The organism is Intrasporangium calvum DSM 43043 (genome assembly GCF_000184685.1).
Taxonomy (GTDB): Bacteria; Actinomycetota; Actinomycetes; order Actinomycetales; family Dermatophilaceae; genus Intrasporangium; species Intrasporangium calvum.
This window is the reverse complement of sequence record NC_014830.1, coordinates 1352563-1379200: the sequence shown is the minus strand read 5'-3', so window position 1 is coordinate 1379200 and position 26638 is coordinate 1352563. Positions and strand designations below refer to the sequence as shown.

Below are 26638 nucleotides of genomic sequence, written 5' to 3'. Positions count from 1 at the left end.
GATGCCAGCCTAAGCCGGTGGGCGGGGGCGCAGGCTCACGAGGTGCTCGACGACGCCGGGGATCCAGCGGGTCTCGCCGCGCATCCATCGGGCGCTGACGATGTTGTGGGGCACGATGACCGTGTCGGCGCGTGCGTCGACCAGACCGAGGTCGGTGCCGAAGACATCGGTGACGACGGCCCAGTCGCGGTGGCTGTGGCGAGCGAGGTACTCGCCGATCACGATGCCGAACGTCTCGACCACGTCAGCCGGGTCCTGGCCCACGCCGGAGCGGTACGCCGAGAAGGCGCGGTCGTACGCCTCGTCCAGGGCTGCGAGGTCGTCGATCTCGATGCCCTGGCCGCGCAACACCTCGAGGCCGTGGGCGATCCGGGTTCGTTCGGCACTCGTCAAGGGCGAGGAGACGGGCCGGCCGTCGACGAGCTCGACGGTCGGGCCGGGTCCGGCGGCGACGCCCCCGGTCGCATCGTCCTCGGTGCCGGCCCGCCGCGGCGCGTCGTCAGCACCGGCCCGTTCTTCCTTGCTCCTGCGCGAGAAGAAGCCCATGGCGCCAACGTACTGCCGGAGCCTCCGGTGGCCTAGGGGCCGCCGCGGCGACACCGGACACGTCAGCCGAACGCGTCCGGGTCCGGTCCCGTGCGCAGCCCGCGGTCCAGGCTCGTGATCGTCGTCAGGTCCTCCTCGTCGAGCTCGAAGCCGAAGAGGTCGGCGTTGGCCTCGATGCGCCGGGGTTGGACCGACCGGGTCAGCACGACGTGGCCGAGCTGGAGCTGCCAGCGCAGCGCCACCTGCGCCGGCGACACCCCGTGCTTGGCGGCGACCGCGGCGAGGTCCGGGTCCTCGAGCAGGCCGGCCCGTGCGGCCAGGGGGCTCCACGCCTCGGTGACGATCCCGTTCTCGGCGTGGAACGCGCGCAGCTCCTCCTGCTGGAGGTAGGGGCTCAGCTCGACCTGGTTCACCGAGGGCAGCACCCCGGTCTCGGCCCGGAGCCGCTCGAGGTGCGCGACCTGGAAGTTGCACACCCCCACTGAGCGGACCCGGCCCGACTGCTGCAGCTCGAGCAGGGCCGTCCAGGCTCGGACGTACTCGTCCTGGGCCGGGGCGGGCCAGTGGATCAGGTAGAGGTCGAGGACGTCGATCCCGAGGCGGGCCATCGAGGCGTCGAACGCGGCCGGCACGTTGTCGTGGTCGTCGTTCCACACCTTCGTCGTGACGAAGATGTCGTCGCGCGGCACGGTGGTGGAGGCAAGGACGCGCCCCACCCCCGGTTCGTTCCGGTAGAGGCGAGCGGTGTCGATGTGTCGGTAGCCGATCTCGAGCGCCTGAGCGAAGGCCGAGTCGACCACCTCGTCCGGGACCTCCCACACCCCGAACCCGAGCACGGGGACGGCCAGGCCGGGGGCCGACGCGTGGCGAAGCGGGACGGTTGAAGCCAGCGAGAGGGGGGATCTGGTGGGCACCTCATGGTCTGGGGACATGCGCTCCACGGTAGGCGGTGCGGGATCCCGGCGGTGTGCCGGACCTCACTTTCACCGGGCCGGGTATGGCGGGGACGGCCCAATTTGGGGCACCGCCGAGGCGCTAGAGTCCCTCGCATGGCTTCCATCAGCAAGGTCCTGATCGCTAATCGTGGTGAGATCGCTGTCCGCATTGCGCGCGCGTGCAAGGACTCGGGCATCGGTTCCGTCGCGGTCTATGCAGATCCGGACCGTGATGCGCTGCACGTCAAGGTGGCCGACGAGGCGTACGCGCTGGGCGGGTCCACGCCCGGCGACAGCTACCTGGTGCAGGAGAAGCTGCTCGAGGTGGCGAAGCAGGCAGGCGCGGACGCGGTCCACCCCGGCTACGGCTTCCTCGCCGAGAACGCCGGCTTCGCCCAGGCCGTCATCGACGCCGGCCTCATCTGGATCGGGCCGGGGCCGGCCGCGATCGATGCGCTCGGCGACAAGGTCAAGGCACGGCACATCGCGACGAAGGCGGACGCGCCCCTGGTCCCGGGCACGAAGGAACCGGTCGCGGGGCCCGACGAGGTGGTCACCTTCGCCGAGGAGCACGGGTTGCCGGTGGCGATCAAGGCGGCCTACGGCGGTGGCGGTCGTGGGCTCAAGGTGGCCCGGACGATCGAGGAGATCCCGGATCTGTACGAGTCGGCGGTGCGCGAGGCGGTCACGGCCTTCGGTCGGGGCGAGTGCTTCGTCGAGCGGTTCCTCGACAAGCCGCGGCACGTCGAGACCCAGTGCCTGGCGGACCAGCACGGCAACGTCGTCGTCGTCTCGACCCGCGACTGCTCGCTGCAGCGGCGCAACCAGAAGCTCGTCGAGGAGGCCCCGGCCCCGTTCATCTCCGAGGCGCAGCACGCCGAGCTGGTCCGGGCCAGCAAGGCGATCCTCCGCGAGGCCGGCTACGTCGGCGCCGGCACGTGCGAGTTCCTCGTCGGGCAGGACGGCGGGATCAGCTTCCTCGAGGTCAACACGCGCCTGCAGGTGGAGCACCCGGTGACCGAGGAGGTCACGGGTGTCGACCTGGTCCGCGAGCAGTTCCGGATCGCGAACGGTGAGGCCCTGACCTTCACCGACCCCGAGCCGCACGCCCACTCGATCGAGTTCCGGATCAACGGTGAGGACGCCGGGCGCGGCTTTCTGCCCGCCCCGGGCACCGTCTCCCGCATGGTCGTGCCGCAGGGTCCGGGTGTCCGCTGGGACGCCGGCATCGTCGAGGGCGACACCGTCGCTGGAGCGTTCGACTCGATGATCGCCAAGCTCATCGTGACCGGCCGAGACCGCACCCAGGCGATCGAGCGGGCCCGCCGCGCGCTCGACGAGCTGGTCATCGAGGGCATGCCGACGGTGACGGCGTTCCACCGCGCCGTCGTCGCCGACGACGCGTTCGCGCCCTCCGACGGGTCGCCGTTCCGGGTGCACACCAGGTGGATCGAGACGGAGTGGGACAACACCGTTCCGCCGTATGCGGCTGGGCCGGCTGCCGCGGACACCGACGGTGAGGACGTGGCTGAGCGACAGACCATCGTCGTCGAGGTGGGTGGCAAGCGGCTCGAGGTCTCACTGCCCGGAGGGTTGAGCCTGGGCGGCGGCGCGGGTGCGGGCAGCCAGGGCAAGAAGAAGGCCCCGAAGCGCTCCGGCAGCAGCAAGGGCGGCGCCGCGGCCTCGGGCGACTCGCTCACGGCGCCGATGCAGGGCACGATCGTCAAGATCGCCGTCGAGGAGGGTGCGACGGTCGCCGAGGGCGACCTGGTGATCGTCCTCGAGGCGATGAAGATGGAGCAGCCGATCAACGCCCACCGCTCCGGGGTCCTGACCGGCCTCAAGGCTGCGGTCGGCGAGACGGTCACCTCGGGCGCCGTCCTGGCCGAGATCAAGGACGCCGCCCCCGAGGCCTGACCGCCTATCGAAAGAGCACTTCGTCCCTTCGCTGACCGCACCTCGAACGAGCACGTTGTCCCCTCGCTGGCCGTCTCGGCCGGCGCGTGTCGGGGGACAAAGTGCTCTTCGAGGCTCAGGACCTGGACGGCGGCGGGTCGCCGAGGGTGATGTCGCCCTGTGACGGGAGGTCCGGCACCTCTCCCCCGGCCGTACCGGTCCCCGGAGCCGTGCCGGTGTCACTCCCCGTAGGGCCGGCCTCGGTGGGGGTCGGGGCCGGCACGGGCTCCGGTGCCGGCGCGGGCCCAGGCTCAGGTGCCGGCTCGGGTGCCGGCTCGGGTGCCGGCGCAGGTGCGGGCACGTCCTCGGCCTCCGGCGGGAGCCCCAGCTGGTCCCCCAGGGCGTCGGATCCCTGGTCGACCTGCTCGGAGTACTTCCCGCCAGTGCGCTCGTTGACCAGGTCCTCCCCTTTCTCGAGGGCGTCTCGGGCCTGTTCGGGATGGCCCTTGATGAAGTCCTTGGCCTTGTCGATCCAGCCGCTCATGGTGTCCGCCTTCTGGTGTCGGGTTCGGGTCACCCTGACGCTACGCTGCCGCGGGACTGCAGGGGCCCTCGTCCTGACCCGGGTTTCGCCGACCGCGTCACTGCGACTGGTGGAGCTGCCGCGCGGCTTCCGCGATCGAGCCCGAGAGCGACGGGTAGACGGTGATGGTGCTGGCCACCTGGTCGACGTTGAGGCGGTTCTGGACGGCGAGCGCGACCGGGTGGATCAGCTCGGACGCCTTCGGCGCGACGACGACCCCACCCAGGATCGTCCCGTAGCCCTTGCGGCAGAACAGCTTGACGAAGCCGTCGGTGATCCCCTGCATCTTGGCCCGGGGGTTGCGCGCCAGCGGAAGCATGACGGACTCGACGTCGGGCTCGGCGTCCGCGGCCACCTGCCCGATGCCGACCGTCGCGATCTCGGGCTCCGTGAAGATCGTCGCGGCGACCCCTTGGACATTGAGGGGTGTGACGGCGTCGCCCAGTGCGTGCCACATCGCGATCCGGCCCTGCATCGCCGCGACCGACGCGAGCGGGAGAACGCCGGTGCAGTCGCCTGCGGCGTAGATCCCCGGGACGGACGTCCGCGAGACGCGGTCGACGGTGATGTGGCCCGAGTCGGTGAGGTCGACGCCGACCTCCTCGAGACCGAGGCCACGGGTCGCGGGGATCGCTCCCACGGCGAGCAGCGCGTGACTGCCGACCACGGTCCGGCCGTCCTCGAGGCGGACGACGACTCCGCTCTCGGTGCGGTCGACCCCGGCTGCGCGGGCCCGGCTGAGCACCTCCATACCGCGTTTGCGGAAGACCTCCTCGATCACCGTGGCGGCGTCGGTGTCCTCCCCGGGCAGGACGTGGTCGCGGGAGGAGACGAGCACGACCTGAGAGCCGAGCCCGAGGAAGGCCTGGGCCAGCTCGGCGCCGGTGACGCCGGAGCCGATCACGACGAGGCGCTCGGGCAGCTCGGTCAGCGAGTAGATCTGCTGCCAGGTGAGGATGCGCTCCCCGTCGGGCACGGCCGAGGGCAGGATGCGGGGCGTCGCGCCGGTGGCGACGAGGATGACGTCGGCGGCGAGCTCCTGGGTCGCCTCGTCCGGCGCGTCGGGTCGGGCGACCACCCGGTCCCTGGCTGTCACCCGACCGGCGCCGCGGATGAACCGCACGCCGACGTCGGTCAGGCTTCCGTGGATGTCCTCGCTCTGGGCCGCGGCGAGCGAGAGGATCCGCTCGTTGACCAGCTGGGGTTGGGCGACGACGTCCTCGACCACGTCGCCCTCGTGGTCGGTGAGGTGGACACCGAGCCCGCCGGCCACCTCGAAGTCGGACATGTAGTCAGCCGTGGCGATCAGCGCCTTGCTCGGCACGCAGTCGGTGAGCACGGCCGCACCGCCGAGTCCCAGGCGTTCGATGATGGTGACGTCGGCGCCGAGCTGGGCGCCGACGAGCGCCGCCTCGTAGCCGCCGGGGCCGCCTCCGATGATGACAACGGACGTCTCTCGGGTGATCACCCGTCCATCCAACCACCGACGCAGCCGTATGCCGCTGGGCTCGGTCCCGGCAGAAGCCACCTTCCGGGCCGTGGCCATCACCTCCGTGCGGCTGGCGTCGCTAGAGTCCGGAGGGTGAGCATCAGCGCCATCGACCTGAACGACCCGACCACTGATCCCTTCGAGGTGGCCCGACACGCCGCCGGGGTCATCGCCGAGCGCACCGGCGCCGACCGCCACGACATCGCTCTCGTGCTCGGGTCGGGGTGGCGCGAGGCGGGCGAGCTCATCGGCGAGACCCTGGCCACGGTGGACCACGCGGACGTGCCCGGCTTCCACGCGGGCGCCGTCGCCGGTCACTCCGGCACCATGCGGTCGATCGCGATCGGCGACACGGGGCGACGGGCGCTGGTCTACGGCACCCGCACGCACGTCTACGAGGGGCGGGGCGTCCGGCCGGTGGTGCACGCCGTCCGGACCGCACACGCAGCGGGTTGCACCACGGTGGTGCTCACCAACGGCTGTGGCGGGCTGAACCCGGCGTGGGAGCCGGGCACGCCGGTCCTCATCCGCGACCACCTGAACCTCTCGGGACTGTCGCCGATCGAGGGCGCCGACTTCGTCGACCTGACCGACCTCTACACGCCACGCCTGCGGCAGGTCGCCCGCGAGGTCGACCCGTCCCTGGACGAGGGCGTGTACGTCCAGTTCCGCGGACCGCAGTACGAGACGCCCGCGGAGGTGCGGATGGCGAAGATCCTCGGCGGTGACCTCGTCGGCATGTCGACGAGCCTCGAGGCGATCGCAGCCCGTCAGGTGGGGCTCGACGTCCTCGGTATCTCGCTCGTGACGAACCTCGCGGCCGGGATCAGCGACCGTCCGCTGAGCCACGAGGAGGTTCTCGAAGCAGGCCAGGCTGCGGCGGGCCGCTGCGCCCGGCTCCTCGCCGGCATCGTGGGGAGGCTGTGATGCGGACGGCGGCCAGCGCGCCGGACCTGGTTCAGTCCGCCCGCACGTGGCGCGACGACGACCCCGACGCCACCACCCGGGCCGAGCTCGACGGGCTCATCGACCAGGTCGAGCTGGGGTCGGCGCAGTCACGGCTCGAGCTGGCCGACCGGTTCTCCGGCATGCTGCAGTTCGGCACTGCTGGTCTGCGAGGTGCCCTCGGCGCCGGTCCCAACCGGATGAACCGCAGTGTCGTGATCCGCGCGGCGGCCGGGCTCGTCGCGCACCTGCAGGCGGTGGGGCGGCCGGGGGCGGCTCCGACCGTCGTCATCGGATATGACGCGCGATACAGCTCCGACGTCTTCGCCCGCGACACGGCCGCGGTCGTCGAGGGCATGGGTGGCCGGGCCATCCTCCTCCCGGGGCCCCTGCCCACCCCGGTCCTCGCCTTCGCCATCCGTCACCTCGACGCCGATGCGGGGGTGATGGTCACCGCGAGCCACAACCCGCCCGAGGACAACGGCTACAAGGTCTACCTCGGCGACGGCAGCCAGATCGTCCCTCCGTCGGACCGCGAGATCGCGGCGCGGATCGCCGCCGTGCCGTCCGTTGCCAGCGTTCCGCGAGCCACCGAGGGGTGGCGAACGCTCGACGACTCCATCGTCGAGGACTACATCTCAGCCATCGTCACCGTGGTCGCCCCTGACTCCCCGCGAGAGCTCAGCTGCGTCCACACGAGCCTGCACGGCGTCGGGCACACCACGCTCGCGACCGCCTTCGTGCGGGCGGGTTTCCGACCGCCGACACCGGTGGGCGCGCAGGCCCTGCCGGACCCGGACTTTCCCACCGTCCGCTTTCCCAACCCCGAGGAGCCGGGCGCCATCGACCTCGCCCTGGAGCTGGCCCGCTCCGAGGCCTGCGACCTGGTCATCGCCAACGACCCCGATGCCGACCGGTGCGCCGCAGCGGTGCTCGACCCCGCTCTCGGCGACTGGCGGATGCTGCGTGGTGACGAGGTCGGAGCACTGCTCGGCGCGCACCTGGTGAACCGCGGCGTCGAGCCCGGCGACGTCTTCGCCAGCTCGATCGTCTCGTCTCGACTCCTCGGCGCCATCGCCGCCGCGGCGGGGATCCGGCACGAGGAGACACTGACCGGCTTCAAGTGGATCTCTCGGGTCGAGGGCCTGCGCTATGGCTACGAGGAGGCTCTGGGGTACTGCGTCGCCCCGCACCTCGTCCGCGACAAGGACGGCGTGAGCGCGGCTCTCCTCCTGGCCGAGCTGGCGGCGACCCTCAAGTCGCAGGGTCGGGGGTTGACCGACCTCCTCGACGACCTGGCCGTCGCCCATGGTGTCCATGCAACCGACTCGTTCTCCGTCCGCGTGTCCGACCTGGCCCAGTCCGAGCTCCTGCTGCGCCGACTCCGCGAGGCTCCAGTCACCTCCCTGGCGGCCCGGGACGTCGCCCGGATGGACGACCTGTCCCTCGGTCTCGGAGCCCTCCCGCCCACTGAAGGACTGCGCTACCACCTCGACGACGCCTCGCGCATCATCGTCCGGCCGAGCGGGACCGAGCCCAAGGTGAAGATCTACCTCGAGGTGATCGAGCCGGTCCCGGACCGCGCCGGGCTGCGGGAGGCACAAGCGGCGGCCGCCGGCCGGCTGGCCACGATCCGGTCGGAGCTCGAGCAGCTCACCGCACTGCCCTAAGGTCCGGATGCGTCGGTGTCCGCGCTGACGGTCCGCGCCCAGACCGCGATGACGGTCCGGGCCCAGACCGCGCTCGGTGTGGGTCCACGTCGACCCCCACGCTGCTCCTCCCAGCCCGCGCCCCCCGCCCTGAGCGCCAACCAGGCCGGCCAGCATCTGTGGTTCGCGAACATGACCCATCCCGATTCCCCTGCCGGTCTCCTGCCGCGTCCTCTGCCGCGTCCTCTGCCATCCCGCGGCCGACGCCGAAGGAGCGCCGGACTCCGGGAGCGAGCCCAGCGGCATCCGACGGGACGCACTCGTCAGAGGACGAGCACAGCCACGACGAAGAACGCGACCGCCCCCACGAGGAGCGCGACGGCGAAGCCGTCCCACGACTGGACCCTCCCCGGTGGCACCACCGGGGAGGGCCGTTCGCGTGGCCGGAGCCGGTCGGCGGCGATCCGCCGCTCGATCTCGGCGGCGACCGTCTGCGCCTCGGCCTTGGGTCGGTGCTCGGCGGGCCGCACAGTCCCCGCCTCCACCGCGTGGGTGGTCACGGCGTTCGAGGCGGAGGCGAGCGTCGACCTGCCGTGCTGGGGACGCCCCGGGTCAGCTGGTACGCCCCAAGCCGTGTAGCGTCGCCCGGCCGACAGGAGCTCCAGCGCCCACCGGGACCGGACCTCCTCGATGGCAGGCCAGGTCAGGTCGACGACGCGCAGCGGGTTGACCAGCCGGATGCCGTCGGGGCTCAGCTGGGCACGAGGGCGCACGACGAACAGCCACAAGAGAACCAAGGCCAGGACGATGGAGGCGACCACCACCCAGTCCCGGTCCGGGGTGGCGAGGGCCGGCACGAGCAGAGCCACCCCAGCAAGGGCACCGACCGCGCCCACAGCAACAGAAGATGCGGGGCGCAAGGTCGCAGTGCCCGCCCCGTCGGCGGACCCCGGGCGCTGGGGGTCGATCGGCGACGGCCCGCCCCCGCTCATCGTCACTCGTTCGTCCTTCCCCGCGCTCTCCTTCGACTGTCTCACGACGGCCACCGCTCGCGGGACCTTGGCGGCCCCCGACTTGGGAGCGGCCCACCCGACTCACCGGTAGACTCCCGGGGTGACAGTCAGCACCACGGCACACGCCGTCCAGGACCTCACAGCTGGGGCGCGGGACCTGCTCGGCGTCTCGCGGCTGACCAACCGGGCGCTCACCTCCTGGCTCCACGGGCTTCCCGGCGTCGACCAGGTCGGCTGTGAAGCGCGAGCGGCCTCACTCGCCACGCGCTCCATCAAGACGACCGCCAAGGCCTGGGCCATCGACACCGCGATCTCGATGATCGACCTCACCACGCTCGAGGGTGCGGACACGCGCGGGAAGGTTCGCTCCCTGTGTGCCAAGGCTCGGGTGCCCGACCCGCTCGATCCCACGACACCGCACCCAGCCGCCATCTGCGTCTACGGCGACATGGTGGCCACTGCCAAAGAGGCTCTCGGCGACAGCGGGATCCACGTGGCGGCGGTGGCGACCGCGTTTCCGTCGGGCCGAGCCGCCCTGGCCGTCAAGCTGGCAGACACGCGGGCCGCGGTCGAGGCAGGAGCGGACGAGATCGACATGGTCATCGACCGGGGCGCCTTCCTCTCGGGTGACTACCTGACGGTGTTCAGCCAGATCACCGAGGTGAAGCAGGCATGTCGCGACGCTCACCTCAAGGTCATTCTCGAGACCGGTGAGCTCGTCACCTACGACAACGTCCGCCGTGCGTCCTACCTCGCCATGCTGGCCGGGGGTGACTTCATCAAGACCTCCACGGGCAAGGTCTCCCCCGCGGCGACCCTGCCGGTCACGCTCGTCATGCTCGAGGCGGTGCGGCACTGGCGTGAGCTGACCGGTGTCCAGGTCGGGGTCAAGCCAGCAGGCGGCATCCGCACGTCGAAGGACGCCATCAAGTACCTCGTCATGGTCAACGAGGTCGCCGGGGACGACTGGTTGTCACCCGACTGGTTCCGCTTCGGCGCCTCGAGCCTGCTCAACGACCTGCTGCTGCAACGCCACAAGCTCGCGACTGGCGCCTACTCGGGCGCCGACTACGTGACGATCGACTGACCGGGAGAACGTGCTGATGTCGAAGTTCGAGTACGCACCCGCGCCCGAGTCACGGGCCGTCGTCACGCTCAAGAAGTCGTACGGTCTCTACATCGACGGCGCTTTCACGCGGCCCAAGGACACCTTCGAGACGATCAACCCCGCCGACGAGACCGTCCTCGCCGAGGTGTCCCAGGCGAGCCCCAAGGATGTCGACAAGGCGGTCGCCGCAGCCCGGCGAGCCTTCGACGAGGTCTGGGGTCGTCTGAGCGGAGCCGAGCGGGGCAAGTACCTCTTCCGGATTGCCCGGATCCTCCAGGAGCGGGCGCGCGAGTTCGCCGTCCTCGAGACGCTGGACAACGGCAAGCCGATCAAGGAGACCCGCGACGTCGACGTGCCGATCGCTGCCGCGCACTTCTTCTACCACGCCGGCTGGGCCGACAAGCTGGAGTTCGCCGGCCTCGCCCCCACCGGTGGGGTGGCCCCGCGCCCGCACGGTGTCGTCGGCCAGATCATCCCGTGGAACTTCCCGCTGCTCATGCTGGCCTGGAAGATCGCCCCGGCCCTGGCCACCGGCAACACCGTCGTCCTCAAGCCGGCCGAGACCACCCCCCTGACCGCCCTGCTCTTCGCCGAGGTCTGCGAGCAGGCCGACCTACCTCCGGGCGTCGTCAACATCGTGACCGGTGACGGACGCACCGGCGAGGCCTTGGTCGAACACCCCGGTGTCGACAAGATCGCCTTCACCGGATCGACCGAGGTCGGCAAAGCGATCGCACGCCGGATTGCCGGCACCGCGAAGAAGGCCACGCTCGAGCTCGGCGGGAAGGCAGCGAACATCGTCTTCGACGACGCGCCCATCGACCAAGCCGTCGAGGGCATCGTCAACGGCATCTTCTTCAACCAGGGTCAGGTGTGCTGCGCCGGGTCCCGGCTGCTCGTCCAGGAAAGCGTCCACGACGCCGTCATCGGGCGGCTCAAGCGGCGGCTCGAGACCCTGCGCGTCGGCGACCCGATGGACAAGAACAGCGACCTCGGCGCGATCAACAGCCGTGCCCAGCTCGACCGCATCACGACCCTGGTCGACGCCGGCGTCGCCGAGGGCGCCGAGCGCTGGAGCCCCGACTGCACGCTCCCCGCCCGGGGCTTCTGGTTCCCACCCACCGTCCTGACGGGTGTCTCCCAGACCCATCGGGTGGCCACCGAGGAGATCTTCGGTCCCGTCCTGTCGGTGCTCACCTTCCGGACCCCTCAGGAGGCGGTGGCCAAGGCGAACAACACCTCCTACGGCCTCTCCGCCGGCGTGTGGACCGAGAAGGGCTCGCGGATCCTGTGGATGGCGGACCAGCTGCGGGCCGGCGTGGTGTGGGCCAACACCTTCAACCGCTTCGATCCCACGTCTCCCTTCGGCGGCTACAAGGAGTCAGGGTACGGACGCGAGGGTGGGCGGCACGGCCTCGAGGCCTACGTGACGACGTCCACCTCCGCTGTGACGACAGGAGCCCCCCGATGACCCGCCTCGACGTCCGCAAGACGTACAAGCTGTACATCGGCGGGAAGTTCCCGCGCAGCGAGTCCGGCCGCTCGTACGAGGTCGTGTCAGCCAGCGGGGCGTTCCTCGCCAATGCGTCAATGGGCTCGCGCAAGGACGTCCGCGACGCGGTGGTCGCCGCGCGGGCGGCCCAGCCCGGCTGGGCCGGGGCGACCCCGTACAACCGGGGTCAGGTGCTGTACCGCGTGGCCGAGGTCCTCGAGGGTCGCCGGGCCCAGTTCGTCGAGGAGGTCGGCGCCGGAGAGGGGCTGGCCGCGAAGGCAGCCGGCGCCCTCGTCGACGCCTCAGTCGACCGCTTGGTCTGGTACGCCGGCTGGACCGACAAGGTCGCTCAGGTCCTCGGTAACCTCAACCCGGTGGCCGGGCCGTTCTTCAACGTCTCCGGCCCCGAGCCGACCGGCGTCGTCGGCATCCTGGCTCCCCAAGAGTCCTCGCTGCTCGGCCTCGTTTCAGTCGTCGCTCCGGTGATCGCGACGGGCAACACCGCTGTCGTCCTCACCTCCGCAGGCCGGCCCCTCCCGTCGATCACCTTCGGTGAGGTGCTGGCCACCTCGGACGTCCCGGGTGGCGTCGTCAACCTCATCACCGCCAAGACGGCCGAGGTGGCACCGTGGCTCGCTTCGCACCGGGACGTCAACGCCATCGACCTCACCGGAGCTGCGGGCGCCGACGGCGTCGACTGGGGAGCGCTCGAGGCCGAGGCCGCAGGCAACCTCAAGCGAGTGCTGCGCCCCGCCCTCTCGGATGGCCGTCCGGTCGAGCCGGACTGGTCCGCCAGTCCGGGCCTGGACCGGATCCGCGCCTTCGTCGAGACGAAGACGGTCTGGCACCCCAAGGGCCTGTGAGCGACGGCGGGCGCACGACGGTGTCCGGTGGGGGCCGCAGCGACCCAACCTCCGGGGATCGGGCCCCGGGCCACGGTGAGACCGTCGCTGCGGCGGGGAGCCAGCCCAGCGGCATACCGCCCACATCGAGGGCGGCGACGCGTCGGCGCGTCATCCTTCTTACCGGTCCGAGCGGTGCGGGTAAGAGCCGGTTGGCCGCCCGGCTCAACGCCAGGCTCGGCTGGCCCGTGGTGCGTCTCGACGACTTCTACCGCGAGGTCGACGACCCCGACCTACCGAGGTCGCCACTCGGCATCCCCGACTGGGACCACGTCGACTCTTGGGACGCGCAGCGCGCCGTCGTGGCGTTGCGGACGCTCGTCGAAACAGGTGCGGCCGAGGTGCCGATCTACGACATCTCCGCGTCCAGAGTCACCGGCCGTCACCTCGTCTCGGGCACCCCGGACTCCTACATCGTCGCCGAGGGGTTGTTCGCCGCGCGGCTGGCTGAGCCGCTTGGTGCGGAGGGCCTGCTCGCCGCCACCTTGTGCGTCCGCCGCTCCCGGTGGGTGACCTTCCTCCTCCGGCTGGTGCGCGACCTCTCCGAACGGCGGAAGCCCCCTCACATCCTCCTCCGACGCGGACTGGCCCTGCTGCGAGCCGAGCCGCGGATCATCGCGCAGGCTGAGACCCACGGTGCCCGCTGCGTCGGCCCGCGCGAGGCCGAGCAGGAGCTTCAGTCGTGGTCCGGGGCAACGTCCCTGCCACGATGAGCGGCGCACTCTGGCGCAGGCGCACTGCGCCCACACGCCGTCCTGGCGGACCTCGAGGTCAGCTCACCGGCTCACCGGCATAACCGAGGGCCGCGTAACCAGGCTTGATCACGCCGTCGATGAGCGAGAGTCGCTCGTCGAACGGGATGAAGGCGGACTTCATCGCGTTGATCGTCACCCACCTCAGGTCGGCCAAGGTCCACCCTGCCTCGTCAGAGAGCAGTTGGGCCTCCCGGCTGAGCGAGGTCCCGCTCATGAGCCGGTTGTCGGTGTTCAGCGTGACGCGGAAGCGCAGGCGCTTGAGCAGCGTGATCGGGTGGAGGGCGATCGACAGTGCCGCCGAGGTCTGCAGGTTGCTGCTGGGGCACATCTCCAGGGGGATCCGCATGTCCCGGACGTAGGCGGCGAGGCGCCCCAGGCGTACCTCAGAGAGATCGACCTCAACCAGGGCACGTGGATCGTTCCGTCGGTGCGCCACCCAGTCACCGAACGACCGACCCCCGATGCTGATGTCGTCGACGATCCGAACCCCGTGGCCCAGGCGGTCAGCCCCACACCACTGGATCGCCTCCCAGATCGAGGGCAGTCCGAACCCCTCACCAGCATGGATCGTGAAGTGGGCGTTCTCGCGCCGGAGATACTCGAATGCATCGAGGTGACGCGTAGGTGGATAGCCGGCTTCCGCTCCGGCGATGTCGAAGCCCGCCACCCCGTCGTCGCGGTAGCGGACCGCCAGCCGCGCGATCTCCGCCGACATCGCTGCCTGGCGCATCGCCGTCAAGAGCGCAGTGACCCGGATCTGGCCACCTCCCTCGGCAACCACCGCCTCGCCTTCCCGGAAGCCGGCGTTGACCGCTTCGACGACTTCTTCGAGCGAGAGGCCCTGCGCGAGGTGCTGCTCAGGCGCATAGCGGCTCTCTGCGTAGATGACGCCGTCGGCGGCGAGATCCTCGACGCACTCCCGGGCGACCCGCCGGAGACCATCGGCGGTCTGCATCACCGCAAGGGTGTGCACGAAGGTCTCGAGGTACCGGGGCAGCGACCCGGAGTCAGCACTCTCCTGGAACCAGGCACGGAGCCCTTCGGCATCCGGCCGGGGCAGGTCGTTGGCCTGGCCGGTCTGCTGCACCAGCTCGACGATGGTTTCCGGGCGCAGGCCCCCGTCCAGGTGGTCGTGGAGCAGGACCTTGGGCGCCCTTCGGGTGGTCTCTGGCCTCACCCGATCTCCTCACGGTGCACCGTCTCGGCCGAGAATGCCGGAACACACACCGCGACATACTCAGCGCCCTCTGCTCCGCACGAGTACCGAATGCGCTCGCCGCCGCGGGTGATGACGGTCTGACCGGCCTCCACCTCGAGCCGGCCACCCTCGTGATCGACGATGACCTGACCTGCGAGGACAAGCGTGATCTCGTCGAAAGTCGGTGTCTGGTACGGCTCCGACCACCCTGCCGGGGCCTTCATGTGGGCGACCGACACGGAGGCCTGCAGGTTCGCGCCGGGCGTGGTCACCTGCCCGACGTGCTCCTCGATGAGCTTGCCCCCAGGCACAGGGATGCGGGTCGGAGTTTGGACGAGTTCAGGCACGAAGCCACCCTACGCCCCGGCGCCTCCGTCCACACGGCGCGATAGTTGGCGCGGACATGCGAAACGCCCCACCGAAAGTCGGTGGGGCGTTTCAAAAGTTGTCCGGCTGCGTCCTACTCTCCCACACCGTCACCAGTGCAGTACCATCGGCGCTGAAGGGCTTAGCTTCCGGGTTCGGAATGGAGCCGGGCGTTTCCCCTTCGCTATGGCAGCCGTAACTCTATGGAGATATCAATTCAGTGGGTGGGTTCCCCGTTTGTATCTCGGGAACCGCACAGTGGACGCGTAGCATCTTTGTTGGTCAAGTTGTCGGCTTATTAGTACCGGTCAGCTCCACACATTGCTGTGCTTCCACATCCGGCCTATCAACCCAGTCGTCTAGCTGGGAGCCTCTCGGCCTTGCGGCCGTGGAAACCTCATCTTGAAACGTGCTTCCCGCTTAGATGCTTTCAGCGGTTATCACTTCCGAACGTAGCTAATCAGCGGTGCTCCTGGCGGAACAACTGACACACCAGTGGTTCGTCCATCCCGGTCCTCTCGTACTAGGGACAGCCTTTCTCAAGTTTCCTGCGCGCACAGCGGATAGGGACCGAACTGTCTCACGACGTTCTAAACCCAGCTCGCGTACCGCTTTAATGGGCGAACAGCCCAACCCTTGGGACCTACTCCAGCCCCAGGATGCGACGAGCCGACATCGAGGTGCCAAACCATGCCGTCGATATGGACTCTTGGGCAAGATCAGCCTGTTATCCCCGGGGTACCTTTTATCCGTTGAGCGACGGCGCTTCCACAAGCCACCGCCGGATCACTAGTCCCGACTTTCGTCCCTGCTCGACATGTCTGTCTCACAGTCAAGCTCCCTTGTGCACTTACACTCAAAACCTGATTGCCAACCAGGCTGAGGGAACCTTTGGGCGCCTCCGTTACCTTTTAGGAGGCAACCGCCCCAGTTAAACTACCCACCAGGCACTGTCCCTGATCCGGATCACGGACCGAGGTTAGATATCCAGAACGACCAGAGTGGTATTTCAACGTTGACTCCACCATCACTGACGTGACGGCTTCACAGTCTCCCACCTATCCTACACAAGCCGTACCGAACACCAATACCAAGCTGTAGTAAAGGTCCCGGGGTCTTTCCGTCCTGCTGCGCGTAACGAGCATCTTTACTCGTAGTGCAATTTCGCCGAGTTCGTGGTTGAGACAGTGGAGAAGTCGTTACGCCATTCGTGCAGGTCGGAACTTACCCGACAAGGAATTTCGCTACCTTAGGATGGTTATAGTTACCACCGCCGTTTACTGGCGCTTAAGTTCTGAGCTTCGCCTTGCGGCTAACCCGTCCCCTTAACGTTCCAGCACCGGGCAGGCGTCAGTCCGTATACATCGTCTTGCGACTTGGCACGGACCTGTGTTTTAGTAAACAGTCGCTTCTCCCTGGTCTCTGCGGCCGATCACGCTCGGGAAGCAAGTTCCGTCACGATCAGGGCCCCCCTTCTCCCGAAGTTACGGGGGTATTTTGCCGAATTCCTTAACCACGATTCACTCGATCGCCTTGGTATTCTCTACCTAACCACCTGAGTCGGTTTGGGGTACGGGCGGCTCGAACCTCGCTAGAAGTTTTTCTCGGCAGCATAGGATCACCCTCTTCCCGCATACGCGGTCACTATCAGGTCTCAGGCTTGTATGAGGTCCGGATTTGCCTGGACCTCGCCCTACACCCTTGGACGTGGACTACCATCGCCACGCGGCGGCTACCTTCCTGCGTCACTCCATCGCTTGACTACTACAAGTTCGGTTCGTGCGCTCCACGCACCCGGTGACCCCGAAGGGTCGGTGGGCGCGCTTCAGGCACTTAGCATCACATGCCTCGTCAGGGGCGGTTCTTCGCCGGTTCCGGAATATCAACCGGATGTCCATCGACTACGCCTGTCGGCCTCGCCTTAGGTCCCGACTTACCCAGGGCAGATTAGCTTGACCCTGGAACCCTTGGTTATTCGGCGGACGGGTTTCTCGCCCGTCTTTCGCTACTCATGCCTGCATTCTCACTCGTGTGGCCTCCACGGCTGGATCACTCCGCCGCTTCCCTGGCCACACGACGCTCCCCTACCCATCAACACGCCTGGACCGTGAACCCTCAGGTGTCACGGCCGAGCAGTATGTCAATGCCACAGCTTCGGTGGTGTGCTTGAGCCCCGCTACATTGTCGGCGCGGAATCACTTGACCAGTGAGCTATTACGCACTCTTTAAAGGGTGGCTGCTTCTAAGCCAACCTCCTGGTTGTCACAGCAACTCCACATCCTTTCCCACTTAGCACACGCTTAGGGACCTTAGCTGGTGATCTGGGCTGTTTCCCTCTCGACTACGGAGCTTATCCCCCGCAGTCTCACTGCCACGCTCTCACTTACCGGCATTCGGAGTTTGGCTAACGTCAGTAACCTGGTGAGGCCCATTAGCTATCCAGTAGCTCTACCTCCGGTAAGAAACACGTGACGCTGCACCTAAATGCATTTCGGGGAGAACCAGCTATCACGGAGTTTGATTGGCCTTTCACCCCTACCCACAGCTCATCCCCTCAGTTTTCAACCTAAGTGGGTTCGGTCCTCCACGCAGTCTTACCTGCGCTTCAACCTGGCCATGGGTAGATCACTCCGCTTCGGGTCTAGACCCAGCGACTATGGGCGCCCTGTTCGGACTCGCTTTCGCTACGGCTCCCCCACACGGGTTAACCTCGCCACTGAGCACTAACTCGCAGGCTCATTCTTCAAAAGGCACGCCGTCACCCCACACCCCCAACGGGGGGAGGCTCCGACGGATTGTAGGCACACGGTTTCAGGATCTATTTCACTCCCCTCCCGGGGTACTTTTCACCTTTCCCTCACGGTACTTGTCCGCTATCGGTCACCAGGGAATATTTAGGCTTAGCAGGTGGTCCTGCCAGATTCACACGGGATTTCTCGGGCCCCGTGCTACTTGGGATCCCCCTCTGGAGTCCACGCCATTTCGTCTACGGGGGTCGCACCCTCTATGCCGAGCCATTCAATGCTCTTCGACTATGACGCAGATTTCTTACTCCATGCCGGGATGTCAGTCCCGACCGAGAGGTCCCACTACCCCGGACGTGCAACGCCTGACAGCTATCACACACGCCCGGTTTGGCCTCTTCCGCTTTCGCTCGCCACTACTCACGGAATCACTGTTGTTTTCTCTTCCTGTGGGTACTGAGATGTTTCACTTCCCCACGTTCCCTCCACACGCCCTATATATTCAGGCGCGGGTGACTGGACTTGCCTCCAGCCGGGTTTCCCCATTCGGAAATCCTCGGATCACAGTCTGGTTATCGACTCCCCGAGGCTTATCGCAGATTCCTACGTCCTTCTTCGGTTCCTGGTGCCAAGGCATCCACCGTGTGCCCTTAAAAACTTGGCCACAAAGATGCTCGCGTCCACTGTGAAGTTCTCAACATACAACCGGCACCCCGCACCCGGCCCGGCAACCACCGAACCATCCACGAGGCCCACACCAGAAGCACCCGACAAGCTATGCGCTCGCCCGATCCCTCAGGACCCAACAACGTGTCAGACACCCCCACCCCACGGACCAGCTTTCCACGACCTCACCCACCCAAGGGCTCCAAACGGCCAGTACTTGCCAGCACCCGCAACATGACGGCGCCAAATAATCGATGTTCCACCCTCGAGCACCCGCTGCCCCACACTCGGGGACAGACCAGGCCTGGACCAACCAGCACAAAGCCGGCCAGCCAAGATGCTCCTTAGAAAGGAGGTGATCCAGCCGCACCTTCCGGTACGGCTACCTTGTTACGACTTAGTCCCAATCGCCAGTCCCACCTTCGACGGCTCCCCCCACAAGGGTTGGGCCACCGGCTTCGGGTGTTACCGACTTTCGTGACTTGACGGGCGGTGTGTACAAGGCCCGGGAACGTATTCACCGCAGCGTTGCTGATCTGCGATTACTAGCGACTCCGACTTCATGGGGTCGAGTTGCAGACCCCAATCCGAACTGAGACCGGTTTTTTGGGATTCGCTCCACCTCACGGCTTCGCAACCCTTTGTACCGGCCATTGTAGCATGCGTGAAGCCCAAGACATAAGGGGCATGATGATTTGACGTCATCCCCACCTTCCTCCGAGTTGACCCCGGCAGTCTCCTATGAGTCCCCACCATCACGTGCTGGCAACATAGAACGAGGGTTGCGCTCGTTGCGGGACTTAACCCAACATCTCACGACACGAGCTGACGACAACCATGCACCACCTGTACACCAGTCCGAAGAAGCACCCATCTCTGGATGTGTCCGGTGTATGTCAAGCCTTGGTAAGGTTCTTCGCGTTGCATCGAATTAATCCGCATGCTCCGCCGCTTGTGCGGGCCCCCGTCAATTCCTTTGAGTTTTAGCCTTGCGGCCGTACTCCCCAGGCGGGGCGCTTAATGCGTTAGCTGCGGCACGGAACTCGTGGAATGAGCCCCACACCTAGCGCCCAACGTTTACGGCATGGACTACCAGGGTATCTAATCCTGTTCGCTCCCCATGCTTTCGCTTCTCAGCGTCAGTAGTGGCCCAGAGACCTGCCTTCGCCATCGGTGTTCCTCCTGATATCTGCGCATTCCACCGCTACACCAGGAATTCCAGTCTCCCCTACCACACTCTAGTCTGCCCGTACCCACTGCAAGTCCGGGGTTGAGCCCCGGATTTTCACAGCAGACGCGACAAACCGCCTACAAGCTCTTTACGCCCAATAATTCCGGACAACGCTCGCACCCTACGTATTACCGCGGCTGCTGGCACGTAGTTAGCCGGTGCTTCTTCTGCAGGTACCGTCACTTTCGCTTCTTCCCTGCTGAAAGAGGTTTACAACCCGAAGGCCGTCATCCCTCACGCGGCGTCGCTGCATCAGGCTTCCGCCCATTGTGCAATATTCCCCACTGCTGCCTCCCGTAGGAGTCTGGGCCGTGTCTCAGTCCCAGTGTGGCCGGTCGCCCTCTCAGGCCGGCTACCCGTCGTCGCCTTGGTGAGCCACTACCTCACCAACAAGCTGATAGGCCGCGAGCCCATCCCAGACCGAAAAACTTTCCACCCCCAGCACATGCGTACGAGGGTCATATCCGGTATTAGCTCCGGTTTCCCGGAGTTATCCCAGAGTCTGGGGCAGGTTGCTCACGTGTTACTCACCCGTTCGCCACTGATCAGACAGGGCAAGCCCCATCATCACCGTTCGACTTGCATGTGTTAAGCACGCCGCCAGCGTTCGTCCTGAGCCAGGATCAAACTCTCCGTTGAAGTAAAACACCCACGAAGGGCAAAATCACTGACTGAAGTAAACAACTAGCTATAAAAAGCAGTCATCATTCAACCAAAGGATAAAAATCGTCGCGAGACACAACCAACCACCACAACGGCAGCCAGCCACACCCCACCACGAGGTAAAACTTGGCATCGATTTTTGACACGCTGTTGAGTTCTCAAGAATCGGACACACACCAACAACCAGCTCACCGAGCCAGCCACCGGGGCAACCCTTCTAGTTTGCCGCTCGTCTGCTTGGGAGTCAAATCCGTGACCGCCTCTTGGAGGCGCCGGTCCCGACTCGCTTGGTTTCCCTTGCGGCAGGTAGAACATTACACGGGCCCCTGCGGATCTCCTAATCCACCCCCACCGAGCGGCAAAAACGGCCTCTGACCTGCGAAGATGCCCGAGTTCAGGCAGGTTGCGGAGCCGTCCCGACAGGCCGCTCCGTGGCGCCCCCGGGCGGCCCTAGGAGATGCGGTCGATCACGATCGGCGGCAGGTCCGGTCGGGACCCCTCAGGCGCGATCACGTAGGCCCCCTTGAGAGCCTCGATCGCCCGCTCGAAGCGCTCTGGCGTGTCGGTGTGCAGCGTGAGCAGCGGCTCGCCACCCCGCACCACTGCCCCGGGCTTGTAGTGGATCTCGACGCCCGCCCCCGCCTGGACCGGGTCCTCCCTGCGACCCCGCCCGGCGCCGAGGCGCCAGGCGGCCACCCCCACGGCCAGCGCGTCGAGCCGGACGAGCACACCGTCCGCGGGAGCGGGGACCTCGTGCGTCTCCTTCGCCGTGGGCAGGGGTGCGTCCGGGTCGCCGCCCTGCGCCCGGATCATCCGACGCCACACGTCCATGGCGCGTCCGTCGGCGAGGGCGTCGGACGGGTCGATGTCGTCCTTGCCCGCAGCGGCAACCATCTCTCGGGCGAGCGCCACCGTGAGCTCGACGACGTCCTGTGGCCCGCCGCCTTCGAGAACCTCGACCGACTCGCGCACCTCGAGCGCGTTGCCGGCGGTGAGTCCGAGGGGCGTCGACATGTTCGTCAGCAGGGCCACCGTCCTGACGCCGGCGTCGGTGCCCAGGCGCACCATGGTCCGGGCCAGCTCCCGGGCGTCGTCGAGCTCCTTCATGAACGCACCGGAGCCGACCTTGACGTCGAGGACCAGGGACCCCGTCCCCTCAGCGATCTTCTTGCTCATGATGGACGAGGCGATCAGCGGTATGCAGGAGACCGTGGCCGTCACGTCGCGCAACGCGTAGAGCTTCTTGTCGGCCGGGGCCAGGCCCGAGCCTGCAGCGCAGATCACCGCGCCCACGTCCTCGAGCTGACGCAGCATCTCCTCGTTGGTCAGCGAGGCGCGCCAGCCGGGGATCGACTCGAGCTTGTCGAGGGTGCCTCCGGTGTGGCCGAGGCCGCGGCCCGACAACTGCGGGACCGCTACGCCGCAGGCTGCGACGAGGGGGGCGAGCGGCAGGGTGATCTTGTCGCCGACCCCGCCGGTGGAGTGCTTGTCGCTCGTCGGTCGCGAGAGCCCGGAGAAGTCCAGCCGCTCACCGGACCTGATCATCGCATCGGTCCAGCGGGCGATCTCCTCCGCTGTCATGCCGTTGAGGTAGATGGCCATGGCCAGGGCTGCCATCTGCTCCTCGGCCACGACACCTCGGGTGTAGGCGTCGACCACCCAGTCGATCTGCTCCCCGCCCAACCGGAGGCCGTCGCGTTTGGCGGCGATGATGTCAACGGCGTCGAAACCCTCAGTCGTCCCAGTCACGGTCCCATCCTCACCCATCGGTGCAGGCAGTCGTGGACAACCCGTGGGTGGGCCCACCGCACCGGGCCGGCCCGGAGGCCACTGCGCACGGCGACCCGGAGCTCACGGCTGGGCTCCGCCCGCCCGAAGGTCGTCGACGCCGAACGCCTGGGGCAGGACCTCCCGCATCGTCAGCGGACCCTCGGGCGTCATCAGCATGCAGTCGGGCCCGCCGTTCTCCCACAGCAGCTGACGGCAGCGACCGCAGGGCATCAAGGCCGAGCCGTCGGCCCCGACGCAGAAGACGGCGACGAGCCGGCCTCCGCCAGTGGCATGCAGGTCCGAGACCATGCCGCACTCGGCGCACAGCCCGACTCCGTAGGCGGCGTTCTCGACGTTGCACCCGGCGACGACGCGCCCGTCATCGACGAGGCCGGCGACCCCGACCGGGAAGGACGAGTAGGGGGCGTAGGCCCGGTGCATCAGCTCCACCGCACGGTGGCGCAGAGTCTCCCAGTCGATGTCGTATGCCGCTGGGCTCGTTCCCGGGTCAGCCTCCGTCACGAGGCCTCCCCCTTCCGGTAGACGACCCCGTCGGCCTTGGGCATGCGGAGCCGCTGCGAGGCGAACGCCAGGACGATGAGCGTCGCGAGGTAGGGGGTCATGCCCGTCAGCTCCCGCGGGAAGATCGACGTGAGCGCGAACCAGGCAAAGACCCCGATGGCGATCAGCACACTGACCAGCCCCACGACGCGCTTGCCCTGCCGCCGGCGCCAGAGCGCCCACGCGCCCCAGAGCAGGAGGAACACCGAGAACGGCAGGAGGAAGGCGTGGATGACGTCGCCGCCTCCGCGCAGGTAGATCGCGTCGCTGTAGCCGAACAGCCCGGCTCCGGCGGCCAGGCCGCCCGGGCGCCAGTTGCCGAAGATCATGGCGGCCAGCCCGATGTAGCCGCGTCCGCCGGTCTGGCCCTCGCGGTAGAGGTTGGAGGCCACCATCGCGAGGAAGCCACCGCCCAGCCCGGCGAGCCCACCCGAGATGACGACCGCGATGAACTTGTAGCGGTAGACGTTGACGCCGAGGGTCTCAGCCGCTGTCGGCGACTCACCGCACGAGCGCAGCCGAAGACCGAATGACGTGCGCCAGATGATCCACCAGGACAGGACGAGGAGTCCCACGACGAGCACGGTCACCACCGAGAGGTTGGTGACGAGGGCCCGGAGGACGCTCGCGACGTCGGCGACGAGGAAGGTGCGGCCCTGCTCGATCTCGCCGAGCCAGTCCGAGAGCCCCGAGATGGTGATGCGGGGCAGCTCGGGAAGGCTCGGCGACTGGGTGCCGCCCGTCCCCTCGAAGGTGCGGACCGCGAGGTACGAGGCCGCCCCGAGCCCGAGCAGGTTGAGCGCGACGCCGGAGATGATGTGGTCGACCCCGAAGACGACGGTGGCCAGCGCATGGACCGCACCGCCGACCGCCCCCATGAGGATCGCGCCGAGGAGGCCCGCCCAGGGCCCGTAGTTCGAGGCGAAGAACGCCGCGCCCCACGTGCCGAGGATCATCATCCCCTCGAGGCCGATGTTGACGACCCCGGCCCGCTCGGACCAGAGACCGCCGAGACCGGCGAGGGCGATGGGGGCCGCCAGGGCGAGCGCAGCAGCCAGGGCGCCTGACGAGTCGATGTCGTTGGCCCCGGTGATGACACGGGTCAGGGAGAGCACGACCAGCCCCAAGGAGGCGAGGACGACGAGCCGACGCCAGCCGACGAGGGACCCGAGCCATCCGGTCCATCCGGTCCGCTGGTCGACCGACGGGCCGGCCGGCTCGGTCTGCACGATCTGCGCGCTCATGCCGGGGCCCCTTCCTTGACGTCGGCGGCTTGGGTGGCGAGGGCCTGGGCCACCCGCCGCTGCTCGATCCGCACGTTGAGCCGACGGATGACCTCGTAGGCGATGACGACCGACAGGACGATGACGCCCTGGATGATGAGGACGAGCCGGTCGCTGACTCCCGCCGTGATCTGCAGGGCATTCGACTGCTGGTCGAGGAAGGCCCACAGGAACGCGGCGAAGACGATGCCGACGGGGTGGTTGCGACCAAGGAGGGCGATGGCGATCCCGGCGAAGCCGAGGCCCGGCTGGAAGGTCGTCCCATACGCGTAGTCCTGGCCGAAGAGCAGCGGCATGCCGACCAGTCCGGCGACGACTCCCGAGAGGATCATCGACATGAGGACCATCCGCTTGACCTTGACGCCGCTCGCCACTGCCGCCGACTCGGAGCGTCCGGTGGCGCGCAGGTCGAAGCCGAAGCGGGTCTTCCCGAGGATGAACCAGTAGACGACGCCGATGAGGACCGCGAGGATGATGAGGCCGTAGACCTCGCGGGAGACGCCCGGGATCAGGGGCAGTCCGGACACGTGGGAGCTCTCGGGGAGAGGCTTGGTGCTGACGATGTTGGATCCGGTCTGCGGAGCCACCTTGCGCAGCAGGAAGGCGACGAGCACGGTGGCGATCGCGTTGAGCATGATGGTCGAGATGACCTCGGACACCCCTCGATAGACCTTGAGGAGGCCCGCGATCCCGGCCCAGAGTCCACCGGCGAGCATCGCGACGACGAGGCCGAGCAGGATGTTGAGCGGACCCGGGAGCCAGCCCTCTCCGGCCACCACGGCAGCAGCGAAGGCGGCGATGCGGTACTGGCCGTCGACGCCGATGTTGAAGAGGTTCATCCGGAAGCCGATGGCCACGGCGACGGCCGAGATGTAGTAGACGATCGCCGCGTTGATGATGGCCACGACGACTCGGGGCCGCGGGACAGAGAGGATGGTGCCCCACACCTCGCCGACAGGGTCGCCGGCGGCGACGAGGATCGCGGACGTGACGAGGACCGCCACGATGATGGCCAGGACCGGGGCAGACAGCGCCATGCCCATCCGTCGGAGGTCGAAGCGGCTCGTCATCAGGCTGCTCCCTCGGTGGCCGTGGCGCCCGTCATGGCCGCGCCGAGCTCCTCCTTGGTGACCCGGTCGGGGTCGAACTGCCCGGTGAGGCGGCCACGCAGAATGACGTGGATGCTATCGGAGAGGCCGACCAGCTCCTCGAGGTCCGCGGAGATGAGCAGCACGCCGAGCCCGGCCCGGCGGGCCTGCTTGATGTGGTCCCAGATGGCCGCCTGGGCACCGACGTCGACGCCGCGGGTCGGATGGGCGGCGACGAGGACCTTGGGCTCTCGGCGCATCTCGCGGCCGATGATGAGCTTCTGCTGGTTCCCACCCGAGAGCGAGCCGGCGGTGACGTTGATCGACGGGGTTCGCACGTCGTACTGCTCGACGACCGCCTCCGCCTCCTGTCGGGCCGCGGCGCCGTTGATGAGGGTGCCGCCCGGACCGGTCACGTAGACCGGCTCGGTCTGGTGACCGAGGACGACGTTCTCCCACAAGGGCGCCTCGAGCAGCAGTCCGTGGCGGTGGCGGTCGGCGGGGATGTAGCCGATGCCGGCTTCGCGGATCTCTCTCGTGTGCCAGCTGGAGGTGTCGACGTCGCCGAGGAGGATCCGGCCGGACGTCGGCTCCCGCATCCCCATGACGACCTCGACGAGCTCGTCCTGACCGTTGCCCTCGACGCCGGCGATGCCGACGATCTCCCCGGAGTGGATCGTCAGGTTGACATCGGTGAGCAGCGGTCTGCCCCCCAGCGGGTTGTCGAGCGAGGTGCTCTCGACGCTGAGCAGCGGCACATCCGTCACCGTGGACTCCTCGGTGCTCGGCGACGGCAGCTCCGAACCCACCATGAGCTCCGCGAGGTCGCGCGCGGTGACGTCCCTCGGAGCCACCTCGGCCACCGTCGTGCCGCGCCGGATCACGGTGATGGCGTCCGCGACGCTCAGCACCTCGTCGAGCTTGTGCGAGATGAAGATGACGGTGAGTCCCTCGGCCTTGAGCTCCCTGAGGTTGTCGAACAGCTCGTCGACCTCCTGGGGGACGAGCACCGCGGTCGGTTCGTCGAGGATGATGATCCGGGCGCCGCGGTACAGGACCTTGAGGATCTCGACCCGCTGCTGGGCGCCCACTCCGAGGTGCTCGACGAGGACGTCCGGGTCGAGGTCGAGCCCGTAGGCGTCGGAGATCTCCTTGACCTTGCGACGGGCGCCCTCACCGATGCCGTGCAGCTTCTCGGCGCCGAGGACGACGTTCTCGAGCACGGTGAAGTTGTCGGCGAGCTGGAAGTGCTGGAAGACCATGCCGATCCCGGCGTCGATGGCGTCGGCCGGCGACTTCAGCTGGCGCGCCCTGCCCTCCACCGAGATCGTCCCCTCGTCGGGCTGCTGCACCCCGTAGAGGATCTTCATCAGCGTCGACTTGCCGGCACCGTTCTCGCCGACGATCGCGTGGACCGTGCCGCGGTGCACCGTCAGCTCGATGTCCTTGTTGGCGACGACCCCCGGAAACCGTTTGGTGATCCCGTGCAGCTCGACGACCGGCTCACCCACCGCTGCCCCGGCAGCCCCGGCAGCCCCGGCAGCCCCGGCAGCTCGGGAGCCGGTGGGCGCCGAGCCTCGGTCCGGCGGGACGGTGGCGGCTGGCTCAGTGGGGACGATGACGCACGCTCCTCATCAGGGCCCTGTGCAGACGGGCGACGACAGATATGGACCACCACGTCGAACGTACACAGTGATGCGGTGGCAGGGCGAGAGACGGCCCGGACGACGCGCGGCGCGTCGTCCGGGCCGTTTC

General features: G+C 67.9%; 19 protein-coding genes and 3 rRNA genes. 7 read left to right on the top strand and 15 right to left on the bottom strand.

All coding sequences use genetic code 11. The annotated features are described in order from the left end of the window. Nucleotides 1–9: 9 nt before the first annotated feature. Both INTCA_RS06185 and INTCA_RS06180 read right to left on the bottom strand, forming a co-directional pair. Nucleotides 10–546 carry a DUF3806 domain-containing protein gene (locus INTCA_RS06185; protein WP_013492064.1) on the bottom strand — a complete coding sequence of 179 codons (537 nt, stop codon included), beginning with the start codon at nt 544–546 and terminating at the stop codon, nt 10–12. Nucleotides 547–608: 62 nt separating this feature from the next. Beyond that, nucleotides 609–1478, bottom strand: a complete 870-nt coding sequence (locus INTCA_RS06180) for an aldo/keto reductase (RefSeq protein ID WP_013492063.1) — start codon at nt 1476–1478, stop codon at nt 609–611. A gap of 117 nt (nt 1479–1595) precedes the next feature. Between INTCA_RS06180 and INTCA_RS06175 the strand changes: the two genes are divergently transcribed. Then, on the top strand, nt 1596–3398 hold the full coding sequence (locus tag INTCA_RS06175; RefSeq protein ID WP_013492062.1) for an acetyl/propionyl/methylcrotonyl-CoA carboxylase subunit alpha: 1803 nt from the start codon (nt 1596–1598) through the stop codon (nt 3396–3398). 115 nt (nt 3399–3513) lie between these two features. Here INTCA_RS06175 and INTCA_RS19820 read toward each other — a convergent pair whose 3' ends face one another. Then, the gene (locus INTCA_RS19820) at nt 3514–3921 is read right to left on the bottom strand and encodes an antitoxin (protein ID WP_013492061.1); all 408 of its coding nucleotides are present in this window, start codon (nt 3919–3921) and stop codon (nt 3514–3516) included. Between the two features lie 97 nt (nt 3922–4018). Beyond that, on the bottom strand, nt 4019–5428 hold the full coding sequence (locus tag INTCA_RS06165; RefSeq protein WP_041307325.1) for an NAD(P)H-quinone dehydrogenase: 1410 nt from the start codon (nt 5426–5428) through the stop codon (nt 4019–4021). 114 nt (nt 5429–5542) lie between these two features. Between INTCA_RS06165 and INTCA_RS06160 the strand changes: the two genes are divergently transcribed. Both INTCA_RS06160 and INTCA_RS06155 read left to right on the top strand, forming a co-directional pair. Continuing rightward, complete coding sequence (locus tag INTCA_RS06160) at nt 5543–6376, top strand: purine-nucleoside phosphorylase (protein WP_013492059.1); 834 nt, start codon at nt 5543–5545, stop codon at nt 6374–6376. Next, nucleotides 6376–8064 (top strand): phospho-sugar mutase, encoded by a 1689-nt coding sequence (locus INTCA_RS06155; protein ID WP_013492058.1) that lies wholly within the window; start codon nt 6376–6378, stop codon nt 8062–8064. The genes INTCA_RS06160 and INTCA_RS06155 overlap by 1 nt, the downstream gene beginning before the upstream one ends. Before the next feature lie 302 nt (nt 8065–8366). Here the strand turns inward: INTCA_RS06155 and INTCA_RS06150 are convergent, their stop codons facing one another. Then, nucleotides 8367–9035 (bottom strand): PH domain-containing protein, encoded by a 669-nt coding sequence (locus INTCA_RS06150; RefSeq protein ID WP_234424013.1) that lies wholly within the window; start codon nt 9033–9035, stop codon nt 8367–8369. A 121-nt stretch (nt 9036–9156) separates the two neighbouring features. Between INTCA_RS06150 and deoC the strand changes: the two genes are divergently transcribed. The 4 genes from deoC to INTCA_RS06130 all read left to right on the top strand — a co-directional run bounded on the left by deoC (nt 9157) and on the right by INTCA_RS06130 (nt 13271). Beyond that, entirely contained in the window at nt 9157–10143 is a 987-nt protein-coding gene (deoC, locus tag INTCA_RS06145; RefSeq protein ID WP_013492056.1) for a deoxyribose-phosphate aldolase, read from the top strand. Nucleotides 10144–10159: 16 nt separating this feature from the next. Continuing rightward, a complete protein-coding gene (locus INTCA_RS06140) occupies nt 10160–11635 on the top strand; it encodes an aldehyde dehydrogenase family protein (RefSeq protein WP_013492055.1) in 1476 nt (491 codons plus the stop codon). Beyond that, entirely contained in the window at nt 11632–12519 is an 888-nt protein-coding gene (locus INTCA_RS06135; protein ID WP_013492054.1) for an aldehyde dehydrogenase family protein, read from the top strand. The genes INTCA_RS06140 and INTCA_RS06135 overlap by 4 nt, the downstream gene beginning before the upstream one ends. A 113-nt stretch (nt 12520–12632) precedes the next feature. Further along, on the top strand, nt 12633–13271 hold the full coding sequence (locus INTCA_RS06130) for a uridine kinase family protein (RefSeq protein ID WP_174411521.1): 639 nt from the start codon (nt 12633–12635) through the stop codon (nt 13269–13271). A 58-nt stretch (nt 13272–13329) separates the two neighbouring features. Here INTCA_RS06130 and INTCA_RS06125 read toward each other — a convergent pair whose 3' ends face one another. The 10 genes from INTCA_RS06125 to INTCA_RS06080 form a co-directional block, all read right to left on the bottom strand. Then, the gene (locus INTCA_RS06125) at nt 13330–14490 is read right to left on the bottom strand and encodes an adenosine deaminase (RefSeq protein ID WP_013492052.1); all 1161 of its coding nucleotides are present in this window, start codon (nt 14488–14490) and stop codon (nt 13330–13332) included. Beyond that, nucleotides 14487–14858, bottom strand: coding sequence for a cupin domain-containing protein (locus tag INTCA_RS06120; protein WP_013492051.1), 372 nt, complete (start codon nt 14856–14858; stop codon nt 14487–14489). The genes INTCA_RS06125 and INTCA_RS06120 overlap by 4 nt, the downstream gene beginning before the upstream one ends. Nucleotides 14859–14958: 100 nt before the next feature. Then, a 5S ribosomal RNA gene (gene rrf, locus INTCA_RS06115) occupies nt 14959–15075 on the bottom strand. Nucleotides 15076–15155: 80 nt separating this feature from the next. Further along, nucleotides 15156–18285 (bottom strand): 23S ribosomal RNA (locus INTCA_RS06110). A gap of 350 nt (nt 18286–18635) precedes the next feature. After that, nucleotides 18636–20157: ribosomal RNA gene (locus INTCA_RS06105) — 16S ribosomal RNA — on the bottom strand. Together the 16S, 23S and 5S rRNA genes form the textbook arrangement of a ribosomal RNA operon. A gap of 474 nt (nt 20158–20631) precedes the next feature. After that, on the bottom strand, nt 20632–21948 hold the full coding sequence (locus INTCA_RS06100) for a thymidine phosphorylase (protein WP_041307324.1): 1317 nt from the start codon (nt 21946–21948) through the stop codon (nt 20632–20634). Nucleotides 21949–22032: 84 nt separating this feature from the next. Then, on the bottom strand, nt 22033–22473 hold the full coding sequence (locus INTCA_RS06095) for a cytidine deaminase (protein ID WP_013492049.1): 441 nt from the start codon (nt 22471–22473) through the stop codon (nt 22033–22035). Next, nucleotides 22470–23756 carry an ABC transporter permease gene (locus INTCA_RS20095; RefSeq protein ID WP_013492048.1) on the bottom strand — a complete coding sequence of 429 codons (1287 nt, stop codon included), beginning with the start codon at nt 23754–23756 and terminating at the stop codon, nt 22470–22472. The genes INTCA_RS06095 and INTCA_RS20095 overlap by 4 nt, the downstream gene beginning before the upstream one ends. Further along, nucleotides 23753–24865 (bottom strand): ABC transporter permease, encoded by a 1113-nt coding sequence (locus INTCA_RS06085; RefSeq protein ID WP_013492047.1) that lies wholly within the window; start codon nt 24863–24865, stop codon nt 23753–23755. Before INTCA_RS06085 ends, INTCA_RS20095 begins: the two co-directional genes overlap by 4 nt. Next, complete coding sequence (locus INTCA_RS06080; RefSeq protein WP_013492046.1) at nt 24865–26394, bottom strand: ABC transporter ATP-binding protein; 1530 nt, start codon at nt 26392–26394, stop codon at nt 24865–24867. The genes INTCA_RS06085 and INTCA_RS06080 overlap by 1 nt, the downstream gene beginning before the upstream one ends. Between the last annotated feature and the right edge of the window lie 244 nt (nt 26395–26638).